At 40.8% G+C, this 15,219-nt stretch carries 13 protein-coding genes; 9 read left to right on the forward strand and 4 right to left on the reverse strand.

Going from position 1 to position 15,219, the window contains the following annotated elements; all coding sequences use genetic code 11:
• The first annotated feature begins 529 nt into the window (after positions 1–529).
• Genes K7X70_RS24210 through K7X70_RS24225 form a run of 4 tightly spaced genes read left to right on the forward strand, consistent with a single transcriptional unit; the run spans position 530 to position 2,663 of the window.
• Entirely contained in the window at positions 530–781 is a 252-nt protein-coding gene (locus tag K7X70_RS24210; RefSeq protein ID WP_368388884.1) for a helix-turn-helix domain-containing protein, read from the forward strand.
• Between the two features lie 3 nt (positions 782–784).
• Complete coding sequence (locus tag K7X70_RS24215; protein ID WP_222539502.1) at positions 785–1,114, forward strand: hypothetical protein; 330 nt, start codon at positions 785–787, stop codon at positions 1,112–1,114.
• Complete coding sequence (locus K7X70_RS24220) at positions 1,107–1,667, forward strand: BfmA/BtgA family mobilization protein (RefSeq protein WP_222539503.1); 561 nt, start codon at positions 1,107–1,109, stop codon at positions 1,665–1,667. The genes K7X70_RS24215 and K7X70_RS24220 overlap by 8 nt, the downstream gene beginning before the upstream one ends.
• Positions 1,668–1,670: 3 nt before the next feature.
• On the forward strand, positions 1,671–2,663 hold the full coding sequence (locus K7X70_RS24225; protein ID WP_222539504.1) for a DUF5712 family protein: 993 nt from the start codon (positions 1,671–1,673) through the stop codon (positions 2,661–2,663).
• A gap of 161 nt (positions 2,664–2,824) precedes the next feature.
• Here the strand turns inward: K7X70_RS24225 and K7X70_RS24230 are convergent, their stop codons facing one another.
• From K7X70_RS24230 to K7X70_RS24240, 3 genes are all read right to left on the reverse strand, one after another.
• Positions 2,825–3,097, reverse strand: coding sequence for a hypothetical protein (locus K7X70_RS24230; protein WP_222539505.1), 273 nt, complete (start codon positions 3,095–3,097; stop codon positions 2,825–2,827).
• A gap of 81 nt (positions 3,098–3,178) precedes the next feature.
• Positions 3,179–3,457: a hypothetical protein gene (locus K7X70_RS24235; protein ID WP_222539506.1), complete on the reverse strand. Its 279-nt coding sequence runs from the start codon at positions 3,455–3,457 to the stop codon at positions 3,179–3,181.
• Positions 3,458–3,477: 20 nt separating this feature from the next.
• The gene (locus tag K7X70_RS24240) at positions 3,478–4,797 is read right to left on the reverse strand and encodes a hypothetical protein (RefSeq protein ID WP_222539507.1); all 1,320 of its coding nucleotides are present in this window, start codon (positions 4,795–4,797) and stop codon (positions 3,478–3,480) included.
• A 399-nt stretch (positions 4,798–5,196) separates the two neighbouring features.
• Between K7X70_RS24240 and K7X70_RS24245 the strand changes: the two genes are divergently transcribed.
• The 5 genes from K7X70_RS24245 (at position 5,197) to K7X70_RS24265 (ending at position 14,708) form a co-directional block, all read left to right on the forward strand.
• On the forward strand, positions 5,197–5,559 hold the full coding sequence (locus K7X70_RS24245; RefSeq protein WP_222539508.1) for a hypothetical protein: 363 nt from the start codon (positions 5,197–5,199) through the stop codon (positions 5,557–5,559).
• 130 nt (positions 5,560–5,689) lie between these two features.
• The gene (locus tag K7X70_RS24250) at positions 5,690–8,815 is read left to right on the forward strand and encodes a leucine-rich repeat domain-containing protein (protein WP_222539509.1); all 3,126 of its coding nucleotides are present in this window, start codon (positions 5,690–5,692) and stop codon (positions 8,813–8,815) included.
• A 91-nt stretch (positions 8,816–8,906) separates the two neighbouring features.
• Positions 8,907–10,826, forward strand: a complete 1,920-nt coding sequence (locus K7X70_RS24255; protein ID WP_222539510.1) for a hypothetical protein — start codon at positions 8,907–8,909, stop codon at positions 10,824–10,826.
• Positions 10,827–11,124: 298 nt separating this feature from the next.
• Entirely contained in the window at positions 11,125–13,197 is a 2,073-nt protein-coding gene (locus tag K7X70_RS24260; RefSeq protein WP_222539511.1) for a gluzincin family metallopeptidase, read from the forward strand.
• A 5-nt stretch (positions 13,198–13,202) separates the two neighbouring features.
• The gene (locus K7X70_RS24265) at positions 13,203–14,708 is read left to right on the forward strand and encodes an MBL fold metallo-hydrolase (RefSeq protein WP_222539512.1); all 1,506 of its coding nucleotides are present in this window, start codon (positions 13,203–13,205) and stop codon (positions 14,706–14,708) included.
• Positions 14,709–14,928: 220 nt separating this feature from the next.
• Here the strand turns inward: K7X70_RS24265 and K7X70_RS24270 are convergent.
• On the reverse strand, positions 14,929–15,219 hold a 291-nt coding region (locus K7X70_RS24270; RefSeq protein ID WP_222539246.1), incomplete at its 5' end, for a tyrosine-type recombinase/integrase.

Below are 15,219 nucleotides of genomic sequence, written 5' to 3' on the forward strand. Positions count from 1 at the left end.
CGGACTAAGTATCTGTTGTAAAGAACATATAGTAGTAACAGATCCCAACTGTAAAGACTTTTTAGGACAAGACATAGCTAGTAGGCTGTATAACTGGCTAAGTGCATATCTATATAAGCATATATCGGGATATACAGCCTATCAAAAACTATGGTTACAGTAATTAACCGGATTCCCAGTTAGCCTTTTTGTAATTTAAATTCATCACTACTAGAGATAAACGCAAAAATAATACCTGGTAATTGCGGAAGTGAAATATAACTCCAGAGCACATAATTATGGCAATAAGAAGATTAGAGCGAAATGCAAAAAGTCCAATTTTAATAAAAAAATTGGAGCAAGCGGAAGTTGGGCAAAGCCCTACTTTCTAGTCCCACGCTACCGCTGTAGGGGTCTAAAGTATACTCCGTGTATACTTTGGGTAGGTTAAGACCTATTAGGATACTATAATGGTATACTCGGCAGTATACCAGATGAAAACAAACAAATTTAGCAGTAAATATTCAGGAACAGGAGAAACATTATGAAAATGGACATCATTACAATGGAAGATCTGCAACAGTTTAAAACTGATTTTATGCAGGATATCAAAGACCTTCTGGCTGGGAACAAAGAAAGCCATAGTAAGGAATGGCTGAGGAGTGCAGAAGTCAGGAAGATGCTTAAAATATCAGGTGGCACTTTACAGAATCTACGCATCAGCGGTACGCTTCCTTATCGTAAAATCGGGGGCAGTATGTACTATGATAAATCAGCAATCGTAAAAATATTGGAGGGCTAACACATGAAAAACTATAATATGGACTATCTGAATATACATAAACACGCATTAAGTAAATACTTTGAGCGTATTGCCTCGGATGAACGTTTGTTTGCAAGCCATATCAGCTTGTGTATGGCCTTGTTCTATTTCAGTAATGGCGAGCATCCCGCATCAACCTTTCAGGTAAGCCGGCCGAAGTTAATGCGTTTCTCAAGGATCAAGTCAATTGCCACCTACCACAAGAATATAAAGGATTTAACGGATTATGGCTACATCGAATATAAGCCATCATGGCATCCTGTAAATGGAACACAAATTAGGCTGATGATTGAAATAATGGAGAATGATTAAGCTTATGGAAGACCTCAATATAAAATCTATCCGCTATCCAATGGCCGTAGATGCAAAACTGGAAAGCCTGAGTTTGAAATTCGGACGCAGTAAAAAGCTGTTTTTTGAGCAGATGGTGGACTATTTCCATAAAAGCAAGAAAGACCCTACAGACTTGAACGATGAGGTGCTTAAAAAGGAGCTGTCTAGTGGAGTTAGCCGGATTATTTCCTTTGTCCGCAAGCTGGAAAGTGATTTCCTTTTACCTGTTTTTTCAAATTCGGGTAAGTTGCTTGGGCTGTCCAATACACACAGCAAGTTTTTAGAGGGACTTAGCCAATATGCGGTAAACGATGAAACCCAGACCGGAAGAATTATAGCAGGTATGATGTTACTTGAAAAAGCCATTGTAAAAACGCAGACGAATCTGGATGAGAAGGCGGTATTAAAAACGAAGTTCAGTAAAATACTGGAAAGATATATCAATAGTCGGGAATCATTAGGCTGGACGGATTCTTCCGCTAAAAAAGAAGAATTACAAGGTTTGGCAAGGGAGTCACTTAAAAACATATAGCCTATGTATATCAATATCACTGCATCAGAATCAGGGGATAACAAAGGAAGCAGCGGGGCACTGGTCAACTATCTGGAAAAGGAAAACCGCCTGCAACCTGAAAAAGGACTGGCTTCAGTACAGGAAAACTGGTTTAATGGTGGAGGTCAGGAAATCGGAAGGCAGGAAGTCAGAATGAAGATAGACCGGAATATTGCGAAACTTTGCCGTGATGACAGCAAGTTTTTCTTAATCAACATCAATCCAAGCCAGAAGGAACTGGCGTACCTGCTTGCCAGATATGGCGGGCAGGGTGCAAAGCTCAAACTGAAAGATTTTGGGCTTAAAGTGATGGATGAATATGCCAGAAACTTCAAACGGGCTGGGATTGACAGCCACAAAGATCTATTGTGGTTTGGTAAGCTGGAAAACTACCGCTACTATGGCTTTAAGGATAAGGAAGTGAAAGAAGGGACAAAACAAGCAGGTGAACGTAAAGCGGGTTGTCAGATGCACCTGCAAATCATCGTCAGCCGAAAAGACATTTCAAACCGGATCAAATTAAGCCCGCAAAATACCTCCAGAGGGAAAAATAAGGAACATTCTGCGAAGCTGGGGCAGTTCGATCGTACCGCCTTTAAGCAGTCTGGTGAAAGCTTGTTTGATGATGTTTTTGAGTTTAACAGAGGCTTGAAAGATACCCTGACTTATGCCAATACCATGAAGAATGGAACGGCTATCCAAAAGGTGCAAATGCAGACTTTAGGGGATCTGCCTCCGCAAGAGGCTGAAACAGGCAGGGTAATTTTAGATTTAAGCAAGGACGTTGCAGTTGGGCTATTCCAGAGTTTCGGGGATATGCTGGTTGCTGGAACAATGGCAGGTGCGGGACTACTCAGTTTAATGCTGTCAGATGTTTATGTGCCAAACCAAGCCGATCCGGTAGACGATGGAATGCTAAGAAGGAAAAAAAGAAAGAGTAAAAGTAAAGGGCAAGGTATGGGGCACAGCAGATAAGTGCCTTGCACAATCCTTAAACCCATTTAAGATAAGATGTTTTGCAGGTGTGTTTCCCCGCGCAAGAGGGTGGCCTGCAAAACACCTTGCCCGCTCTGGCCATTGCACAGTTTTGCGGGGGATTTACGGAAAAGACAGTAGGCTGAAAACAAGGAAGTAGCCTACTGACCAAGGTGCAGTGCTTTCAGACTTTCAGAAGTTGGATTCTGGTAGGCCAGTGTACCCTGCTCAAGTTCAAAGAGCTGTTCCATAAGTACCACTTTTTCGTATGGAATGTCCTTGCTTTCCTCCAGCAGGATCTTCCGGTAATTGTGAAAGGTGTTCATGGAAATCCCCAGTAGTTCCGGTAGCAAAATCATGGCTTTCCGGTACTGTATGATGTTTAGTGCGTGTAAATACTCATTGATTCTGTATTTAGTGATGGGCTTGTTCATAATCTTTGATTTTTAGATGGTTTAATAACTGAAAAGATCACTTTTAACAGGCCAGATGCTAAAAATGATCTATCCTTTGGTTTAATTGGTACTTTCAAGACGTTCTTTTTCTATGTGAACAAAAGAGGCATTTAAGAAACCAATCAGATGGGTATAAAACAACAGCATAGTGGTCGTCTGATTGCTGTCGTATTCTGCGGTATGATACGTCCATCCTTTATATAGTTCCCAGACCAGATCCCTGCATTCGTGAATAGGGGTGTTGTCGAAGAACTCAGTGAGGACATTTTCAGGACATTGCAGTTCATCATCGGACAAACGTGCAGGCTGGTAATCCAGCTTTCTTAGGATTTCTTGCATGGTGATTGTTTTTATGGGTTTTAATTGGACAGTTCTTTGGTAGTCGCTTTTTTAAATTCATACAAACTTTCCAGCTGGTTGATGAAATCCTGAAACTGCTGGCTGTAATGTGCTTTAAGTACACAAATACTGAAATGGCGCGCTTCAAAAAATGCACTGAGCTGGTAATCTGCCAGAGTACCCAGCAGGTAAAATTTCATGGGCTCTTTTGCACTACGGAGGAAAAACACAGGGCTTTCTGCCTCCGGTACTAAGGTGGTATTCCCAATGCGGAAGCGCATTTTTAATTCATAATAATCACCTTTATCCAGCCACTGAAAATAAATTACAGGGATTTCTCTGGCAAATACACAGGGAATTAAGTACTTCTTAAATGGCTTGGGGGCTAGATTTTTCATGCCATAGGTCATGAAATAATGGGTGTAGGATTGTGATTGCAGCATAGGGTATGCCTCTTGCCATAAATAGAACAACTGATCCCTTCTTTCCATATTGTGATTCCGGATTTCCTCTTTTTCGGCCTTGCTATGGCTGAATTGCGCGTTTCTTATCTCAGCTAGCACCTTCATTTTTACTAGTATTGGATGGAGCTGGGTTTGGACTGGGCTGTAATTTGGTTCTGCCGAAGTTTCGGCATCGGTAATGAAATAAGCATAGTTTTTTATGACCTTTTTATTCCTGCCAAGGTTTCCAAGGTAAGGAATCGAAAATGGATAATGGTTAGGGCGATAGGAAACAAAAGTGGTGTGTGCGAAGCAATAGCCGATCACAGCATTGCTGGCAGATATATTTATAATGCTTTGGGTATTGGGGAACCGCTTTAAGCGGGCGGGGCTTACAGTCTCTTTAAATGGATGGTAAAGTCCGAACTCCGGTTTATAGAAATAAGAATATTTCGCTTTTAAAATAACGTTCAATCCCCGTCTGTCGTTGATGATGTTAAGGTATTTGCTTTTACCGGTTCTGGGATGAAAGAAATCCGGCCAGTAAAATTCCTTAAAATCACATTCACCGTTATTGTCCATTAAATTATATAAGACGTAATAGGCATAACGACTGAGAAAGTTTTCGCTGGTATCCACACTGCAACCGACCAGTAGCTCAGTTGGTTTAACCTGTAAATACACCAGTTCTTCTTTCTCCTCGCCAAAGATAATTCCAATGGTGAGGATCTCCCGATGAAAGGAAATTTTTCTTAGTTTGATGTACCGGAAGGGTGTTTTGATTCTCCTGAATGTAGAGTATCCATCTAAAGTTGTTTGACTGAGTGTTACAGTCCCTTTTTCCAGCGGGAGGTGAAAAAAGTCGATGCCCTGAGGCGATAATTGTTGCATTTCCATATTGATCTCATTTTAATTGATTTAACTTTTAAAATGAGTCTTGAATGCTGGAGATTGATACATTTGGGATCTGCCAACCGTGGCAATTAAAGTTTCTGAGGCCTTATGTTAACACGGAATTACAGCAGATCCCAAATCTATCTGGATACGCAAATATAGCATATCTACACATAGATTATGGGTTTTCTACTGTCTTGCGTTAACGGCCTCAGAATGCTTGCCGCAAGACTCTTAATAATACAAAATATTTGTTTCTCTTATCTATTTGTTATTCATGTAGATAGTTGTTTAGTTAAATGTAAGAATTATATCTATAACCTCCAAATAATTATGGTTATGCCATTTTAATATGGAGGCTGCTGATGATTGATTATCCATATCGTTTAAGAAAATTTGTAAATGAATAATTCAATCGGCGAATACCTTAGATTAAAATTAAGAAGTAAGAACATTTCAAATAAAGAAGCTGGGGCTTCAATTGGTCTGTCTGAATCAGCCTTTGAAAAAGTTTTAACGCAGGAGGATATTTATGCTTCGAGATTAGTTAAGTTGTCTGAGCTTCTAAAAGAGAACCTTTTAGAGTATTACTATAAAATTGAACCGATCAAATCGCTGATTCTTGCAGAAAAGAATGAGTATAAAACCGCTCTACGTACTCTTAGTGATAAGATTGAATTGCAAAAGCAAGTGATTGATAATAAAGAGGAATTGTTGGTGATACAACGTAAATACATTCAAGAGTTAGAAGGGCGATTAAAATAACCAGCTGACCAATCGCGATTGTAATTTTACATGGGTTAACCGCATCAGCACCGACACTAACCAGGAATAACAACGAAATAACTATCTTATCTTTGGTCATAGAAACCAGATAAACCACAATAGCACCATCATGGAATTAATACCCTCGCAAGCGGCAGCACTGGCTGCAATTGAAAAAGCCTTAAACATTGAATTGACTGAGATCAAGAATACCCACAAAAATGGATATGAGCAAAAGAAGGGTATGATAGTTGAACTGGTAATCAATGGCGTGGAAATGGAAGTGCTTCCCAAAGAACTGGAACAGCTCAGCAGACTTGAAAAGTTTTCAGCCAGTAAAAACTTTCTGGAATCCATCGGAGTGCTTCAAAATCTTGATCAGTTGATGTCGCTTAACTTGAGTGATAACAAGTTGAGCGACATCAGCGTCTTGCAAAACCTGGTAAACCTCGATTTCCTTGTTCTGGAAACTAATCAGATTTCCGATCTGGAACCGCTTGCACATTTAAACAAATTAACTGTCCTTAGAATCAGTAAAAACTTCATACATGACCTGAGCCCTCTCCGAAATCTCAAGATGCTTAACGCGCTGGAAGCGTCAGAGAATCGCATTACTGAACTTCCTGAATTGGCCGGATTGCAGAAGCTGGAAATACTGGAACTAGCTACCAATAAGATCAAGAACATAGAGCCCCTTTCCGTTCTCCGAGGCCTTCGTTTTCTGAATCTATACCACAACGCTCTCTCAGACATCAGCTCGGTCAGGTACCTGGACCAGTTGGTTGCGCTTGATCTCGTGATTAACGATATTGTAGATCTGACTGGACTGGAAAATTGCAACATGATGGAAACTCTAGGGATTTCTTATAACCAAATAACCGATTTACGGGCCTTGGCAAATATGAAGAAACTGAAAACGCTGAACATGACCGGATTGGTTATTCCAGACCTTTCGCCACTTGTCGGGCTAAACTCACTAATAGAACTCGGTCTTCGAGATACCTCGATTCTGGACACCGCCTCATTAAGTCGGTGTACTGGATTGCAGAAGTTATATATCTCCGGAACTAAACTCAGTGACCTGCATTTCCTTTCATCACTGGTCAACTTGCGAACACTTCTGCTAGGTTCCACTGGTATATCAGATGTTAACGCCATCAAAAATCTTAGTAAATTGGAGTATCTGGATATCTCCGGTAACCAGATCAGCATCTTCCCTGCTTGGTTGTCCGAATCCGCTATGGAGATCACTAGGGACATTTACTCAGGTTATCGTATTGATAACAATCCTATAGAAAACGTACCCAGCATCTTTTTACGGCAGAACAATAGCGCAATACTGGATTACCTGAAATCACTGGAAGGCGGCTCAAGAGCCATCAACGAAATTAAAGTGATCATACTCGGAGAAGGGGCGGCTGGTAAGACCTCGTTTGTGAAATACCTGAAAGGAGAGGGATTTGATCCTAATCAGTCCCAGACCCATGGCATTAACATCGCGGAATGTATGCAGGACCTTGGTATCACCATGAAGATATGGGACTTCGGTGGACAGGATATTATGCACCATACCCACCAGTTGTTTCTCACCCAAAACAGTGTTTATATTCTGCTACTCAATGCCAGGGAAAAAACTGATACCGAAAAATGGCTGAAAATGATCAAGGTCTTTGGTGGGGACTCCCCGGTAATGATAGTTACCAACAAGATAGATGAACACCCCTCAGATCGTGAGAATATCCGTTTCCTGGACACGAAATACGATAATCTCAAGGGTAGGTATGCCCGTATTTCTTGCAAAACAGGTGAGGGTTTGGATGATGTACAGAAACTACTTAAAAATACCATCTCCGGGATACTGCATGCCCGGACGCTCTGGAGCAACAGTTGGCTTGCCGTGAAAGAAGAGCTTGAGGACATGCGCAAAGGAAGACTGCTGAAAGATTATATCCATTACGATATGTATGAGCAGCTTTGTAATAAACACGGAGTGTTTGAGAATCACCGTGATACATTGATCGGCTGGCTCAATGAACTCGGCGTGGTCACTTATTTTGCCGATGCACAGCTCAATGAAACCAATGTAATTAATCCATCCTGGTTGACTGAAGCATTCTATGCGATCATTAACTCTAAAACCGTTGCTGGGACTTTTGGACGATTCAGTCTATCCGACCTTGGCCAGATCCTTGATCCGGTAAAATACCCGCACCGCAAATACGCCTTTCTGATGGCCCTGATGACAAAGTTTGAATTGTGTTACGTATTCGACAAAGGTAATTACCTGATACCTGACCTGCTCAAAAAAGAGGAACCGTATATCAACATGAATATGAGAATGCCGCTGAACTTCAAGTTCAAATATTCCACATTGCTACCGAAAGCCGTATTGCCGAAGTTCATGGTCAGAAGGCATCTGGAAATCTCAGATAGTTTGATGTGGAGGAGCGGTCTTGTAATGGGAGACCTTAGTTACGGTGCTGCAGCACTGGTCAGGCTGGATGAAGAAGAGAAAGAAATTACGGTCAGCGTCTCGGGCGAGGACAAAAAGGGTTACCTAGCCAGTATCCGCTCAACATTTAACAACATCAATAGCTTGTATGAAGGGTTGGAATTTGAAGAACTGGTACCATGCTATTGTAAGTTGTGCGTCAAAAGTACAAGACCCTTCTACTTTAAATATTCCCTGCTCAAACGACTCAAGGACAAAAGCGAAAACTTCTGCATGTGCGAGAATTCCCTGCAACGTATGCAGGTAAACGAATTGCTAGGCGTCATGCTTAGCAGGGAAGATCTGGAGAAAGAAGTTAAAAAGATAATTGGCGCAGGCTCATTCTCTATTAAAAAGAGTTTGGAAGAAGGAGATATTAAAAAGTTCATCAGCAATGTTAAGCAGTTGTTTAGTAGTGTTTCTTACTTCCTGTTTGAAAAGAATGAAAAGTCTTATCACGTGCCGTTGCTGATGGTATTGCGTTCTATATTCGGCAACCAGGTCAAGGGAGATGAAGTTCAGGCAACGGGACGGGCAGACATTATTCTGAATCTTGACGATTATGTGTATATTCTCGAACTGAAGCTGGATGGTAGTGCCGAAGTTGCAATGGAGCAAATCCATCTTAAGAAATATTATACCCCTTACGAAATTGAAGAAAAGCATATCGAACTGATAGGGATTAATTTCTCCAGCGAAGTACGGAATGCCACTGATTACCGGTACGAGAGATTGCCAAGAACCGTCGACGAAATCGGTTTTTAAAAAGTAATTCCTAACAATAAACCTGTTGGAAACTCCTTTTTCCGAAACGGCTAAATGACTTATTTTTATCAGACGCAAAACTATCAGGAATATGAAAGTATTGAGATCAGCCCAAGACAGGGTGGAATTCTTTTCAAAGAACGACGGCGCATGGCCCTACATGCTGGAGAAAGCTGAAGCACTGCTCAATGATCCACCAAACGCTGAAGAACTTGACTTGAACCTACTTCTGGAATTTCAGCACATTAAGCAACATTTTGAACATGACCTTTTTCTGCCCAAGTGGACTGAAGAGACCAGGTCGGCTTACAAAGCAACCACAGAACAATTCATAGGGCATGCTCAGAAATACTTTCTTGGATTCCAGCGGGAAAACCTGATGACTGAAATCGGGACATTGGAATTCAGCAACCGAAAGAACTTCTGGAAGTTGTTCAGTTACTTTGAGATTTACAAAAAGTTTGACCGTACGATCATCTTGGAGATACTTGAAGCCGAACCTATTCATATCCGTTACATTCTAAAAGTCAAGGCTCTCGTACAGCATTATAACAATGAACTCCGTACAATTCTATTGGAAGATGCGCATAGCGCAGAGTTGCTGTTGTCCCATTTTGAAGAAAAGCAGGACAACACCGCAGTGGAATACCATTTTCCCAAAAGCCTATCTGACCTTGACAAGCAACAAATCATCGTCCGCTACCTGGACAGTGAAGAACCCAACCCAAACTTCGTTGACCTGATCCGCAAATCCCAGAGCTTCAAACTTACGCCCAAAATCCTGCTTAAGGCTAAACAGACTGATGAGGCCTTAAAGGATAAGTACTTTAGCGAGGAAAGCAGCACTGTGATTTCTGTGGAAGGAGGTTTAAATATGCTGCAGACTGAACCTGTACTTTATGAAAGTACGGGTAAAGCAACCAAAATCACCTACGGTGGTGCCTACTTTGATACCCTTAATTCTGACATCGAATTGTTCAGTATCTTCAGTGATATTTTCCTGTATACCAATGAAGAGGAACTCATCGAACTGGTCAATAAAGACAGCGAAATGGACAATTTCGAGAGAACGCTTATGCGCTCAAAAAATGAATACTATGCTGGAATCGTCTTTTCCCGAAAAGACATGCTTTCTACCATCCAGCTCCAGCTGTTTGAGGTTTACCTGAAGAAAAAAGAGAGAACTATTGAAAGCTTTTTGGAAAGCTTCTTTCAACTGTTTTTCAAAGATCGGCAGGGTATGGACAATTTGGAATTCAAACTGCCCCAGGCGGATGCTGCACAAGGTGATAAGATCAGGATGCTCGCACCAGAATTGGAATACCTACTCAAGCAATATAGGTGCTACGTGACTGAGGGTGAGATTAATCATGAGCTTTTGCAGATGGATTCTGCTCCCGGATACCTTAGTGAAGTGCCCAGCCTGGTTTCGGGCAAATATATTAGCTCGGATCATCCGGAGATCAAAAAGCTGCAATATTATTTCTTTGAACCCTACAGCATGTTGGCCCGGGCTGAAGGTAAAAGTTCCGCTAAAACCCTCTACAAAATTTTAAGGAATGAAGGCCTTTTATTCTCCACACTCGAAAGTTATCAGAAAGACTTTGCCCTACACCTGCAGCAGGAGGGCTTTCTTACCATCAATGAAGATACTATCGAAATAGCTGATCTGACACTAGTTTATATTGCAGGTCTATTGCGCAAGAACAGCAGCATGAACTATTGGCGGCATCCGCTCGCCCTGAGGTTAAAAATGGATCAGCTTGTAAATGATGGCCTGCTCTTAACTAGTAACCAACTATTCACGTTGGAAGAATGCAATTACATCAACTATTACCTAAACAAAAAAGAATTTAGCAATGGCTATGACCTAAGGAACAAATACCTGCATGGGACGAACAACCGAAGCTTAAAGAACCAGGAAGCCGATTACCGTAAATTTCTTCGGATTGTGATTTTGATTCTATTGAGGTTGAAAGAAGACATGGAGCTGTCGGCAGCGCTTCGCTAAAGTAAAAATAATTCAGGTAAAGCCTTAGTCTTATCCAAAAAGTTATATATTAATATGTTTCTTAAATCGGTTTCCTCGTATTTTCTCAAGTAGAGGTTAGCGATATTTCTCTCTTAGTAATGTGATATCTGCCCCCACGAATACTAACTCTTAGGAAGAAAAACTAGAAAATCATTAAATCAAGCAATGACTGAATAAATGATTTTGTTTATATTCAGGGATTGGTTGAGCTTTTTTGAAATTTTTGATGAAAAGAGGGAAGAGAAAGGAACTAATAAAATAAACTAATACGCTTTTCATGAACGAACTCTCTGCCGAACTAGAACGGCTTCCACTTATCAGGAGATTAAGGGGTTATGCCTTTGATCCAAGCCTGTCCTTGCAAATGGATACTTCTGCTATCAACGACCTTACCTATAAAATCAAGTGGGAACCTCTTGTAAGGGGACCAATAGGAGAATACGTGGAGGTGATTGATTATGACCCCAGTACCAAAATGTTTTATCAGGCCGTTGATTTAGAACATAAACATATCATTGCTTGTGATGGGCTGGCACCAAGTGAAAGCAATCCACAGTTTCATCAGCAAATGGTATATGCAGTGGCCATGACAACGATTTCTAATTTCGAGAAAGCGCTTGGTCGAAAAATACTTTGGGCCAACAGGGATATTGATCTATCCGCGCTCATAGATAAACAGTATTCCATAAACAAGAAAAATGAATATGTGAAATGCCTACGGATTTATCCCCATGCCTTACGCGATGCAAATGCTTACTACAGTCCGCAAAAGAAAGCCCTGCTCTTTGGTTACTTTTCTGCCTCACCAGCTGAAGAAACCTTACAGATGCCAAATTCATTGGTTTTTACCTGTTTAAGTCATGATATTATTGCCCATGAGATTACCCATGCGATTTTGGATGGTATGCAAAGAGATTATAACAATCCGACAAATCCCGACGTTTTGGCTTTTCATGAAGCCTTCGCGGATTTGGTGGCACTCTTTCAGCACTTTACCTTCCCAGAAGTACTCAAGCATCAAATTGCCCAGACCAAAGGAGACCTGAAAAGCGAAAACATGCTGGGCAAGCTTGCCCAACAATTTGGCCAAGCCATTGGTTCCTACGGAAGTTTAAGGGATGCTATTGGTGAAATTGATAGCGTAACAAACTTCTGGAAACCAAAAGCGGCGAATCCAGCGGATTATCGAAATATTACTGAGCCACACGACAGGGGTAGTATTTTAGTAGCAACAGTCTTTGAAGCTTTCATTTCTATTTATAAATCCAGGACCAAAGATCTACTCCGGATTGCTACCAATGGTACCGGAATCCTGCCAGCTGGAGAACTTCACCCTGATATAGTGAATCGTCTGGCAAATGAAGCGTCCAAATCTGCGGGGCACGTACTAAATATGTGTATCCGTGCAATTGATTATTGCCCACCGGTTGACATAACCTTTGGTGATTTTTTAAGAGCGATTATAACAGCTGACCTTGAACTGGTCACAGAAGATTCCAAAGATTACCGGCTGGCATTTATTGATGCCTTTCGCAGACGTGGCATTTTTCCATCTGGAATTAAAACACTTAGTGTAGAAAGCCTTCAGCATCAGGAAATAAACTTAAAGTTTAATAAATCTGACTTTAGTGTCAGCAAAATGGATAATAAAAATATCGAAAAGAACAATCTGAATGAACTAAACCCAATAGTGGATAAACTGGGAGAATTTTTACGAAAATTTGCAAATGAACTCCGTTTTGTGGGTAGTCGGGATAAAATATGGGAAATCACCAATGACTACATGCGTGGAAGATTTGGAGAAGGCGAGGAACGGATCAATGGACTACAACGTATTATTAATACAAATTTTCCATATTCAGAGGAATTCTCCAAACTGACTGGTTTGGTCTTTGTGGAAGACTTTGCCTCCTTGGGTATTCAGGCATCAAAACGTAAAAATTACAAAGGCCCTGAATTTAAAATTCAGAACCTGCGCCTGGTCAACCGGATTGGCCCAGATAACAACAGCATCAATCAGGTTGTCTTCTCCATTATCCAAACCGTTAAGGGATATTTTAATGAGGGCAAATTTTCTGCCAACTTGACAAATGAATTTGAAAAATCTGATTTTCAAGAATTTACAGGTGGTTGTACCATTATTTTCGACTTGGATAATTTGATACTTAAATATGTGGTATCAAAACCCCTTATCGATATTAAAAAGCTTGAGCAGGGTAAACACGAATTGCTCCTATCAAGGTTAAAAGCTATTCACCAGTTTACAGCAAACTATAATGTCACGGATTCTAATGGCTATTTTGCTGAGAACAGTTTCAATGAACCATTTGCATTTCTTCACCAACATTAATCATTATGCCAGCAACTACTAATATTACCAGTTCTGAAGTTAGGATGTACCGAATGGGTACTGGAGATTTTTTTGTACTTAAGTTTTACAACGAAGAAACCGTGAAATTTAAAATGATGATCGATTGTGGATGTTGGATCAGGGAAAAGGCGGGAGTGAAAGACTATATCGAAGATATGAAAGCCTGGACCGGCGGTTCTGTTGATCTTTTAGTTATCACGCATGAACATTATGATCACGTGTCAGGTTTCGAGGCCTGGCCGGAATTGTTTACTCAGGATTTTTCGGTCAAGCAAATATGGATGGCCTGGACTGAAGATGATTCCAATCCAGTTGTAGCGGATTGGACCCAGAAATATGGCGAGAAGAAAATAGCATTGGCCAACGCACTTTACAGGATTCAAGAACTTAACGAAGATTATGATTTTCAAAGTAGTTACAACTTTGATGTCAATCGAAATCAACTATCTGAAGCAAGGGAAAGTTTTGTTGAAAAATTAAAAGATTTAGTGGGTTTACAATATCAGGCTATAGACAAAGAGTATAAAGGAAGCCTCATAGGAATGCGGGTGGTGAAAGAGCAGATCGCCCAGGGCAATGTCCGTTTTTTAGAGCCGGGTGAAATTATACAGCAAATCGAAGGGCTTACTGGTGTCAGAATTTATATTCTAGGACCGCCTAAGGTTTGGGAGTCCATAAAAAAAGAGAATGGAGGAGAGGGAGAAAGCTATAAACATAACAAAGAATTATTTAAAAGCGATGCTTTCGCAGCAGCCGTCAGTACACTGGAGCCTGGCGATGATCTGGCTCCCTTTGATCAAAAATATCTTGTTTCGGAAAGGAGTCTAGATTGGAAACCACATTATAAGATGTACACCAATGAAGATTCCGAATGGCGCAATATTGAGTTTGACTGGCTCATGTCAGCGGGAAGCTTGGCGCTAAGGGTAAACTCGATGACTAACAATTTAAGTGTAGTAATGGCTATTGAAATTATCAAAAGCAACAAGGTTATGCTTTTTCCAGGGGATGCTGAGTATGGAAGTTGGGCGAGCTGGCACAACATTAAATGGGACTTGGATTTAAAAAGACTGGAGTCAACAACAGGAAAGCCAGCGAAAACATTGGCAGAAGATCTTCTAAATAGAACCGTATTCTACAAAGTTGCTCATCACCTGAGCCACAACGGCACTGCTAAACGTTTAGGACTTGAAATGATGATTAGTCCGGATTTGGTAGCCATGGCTACCTTAGATTATAATGTCATTTCCAAAGGCTGGAAATCTACCATGCCTAATGGCGCGATCATCGACGAACTTTTAAGCAGAACAAAAGGAAGGCTGATTGTAATGAATGAAGAAGGTCTGTTGGCCGACAGGACAAATGGAATAACGGTTAAGGCAAAGACTGTTCAAGCCAGGGCAAGGCTAAGTGATTTGGAAAAGAAAGCGTTTGAAAAAAGATATACTAGAGCCAGACTCTTTCATCAGTATCACGTCAACTTAAAATGAAATAATGTCTTATCATCTATCACCATATTCTCTCTAAATTACTTCCATTATCTAAAGGAATTAGAAGATTCTGAAATATTAGGCTATGCTGAACCCTGTTTGTAGGAAAATCAAGATTATATTGACTAGAGATATCCTTTAGTCCAAAAAGGAGAACTTTTGCTCAGAAAAGCCAAAAACACACCGTGCTTTTGGCTTTAATAATTATCCTTGAAACCTGTTATTGGTATTTATCTCTTAATAAGGCCATATCTGCACCCACTTTAATATCCAGTACTTTTGCATAAATTTGGGTTGTCCTGATATTAGTATGTCCCAGCATTTTTGATACACTTTCAATGGGAACGCCATTTAAGAGCGTGACTGTAGTCGCAAAGGTGTGACGAGCAATATGCGAACTAAGTGGTTTATCAATTTCACACAGTGTAGCGATTTCCTTTAGTAGGCTAGGCCAACAGCGCTTTGCCACCTTGCGGTGGTAAGTTTCTGCTAACCCGCCCCCGAACCGTAC

Origin of the sequence: Pedobacter polysacchareus (genome assembly GCF_019802255.1) — a bacterium.
Classification (GTDB): Bacteria; Bacteroidota; Bacteroidia; order Sphingobacteriales; family Sphingobacteriaceae; genus Pedobacter; species Pedobacter polysacchareus.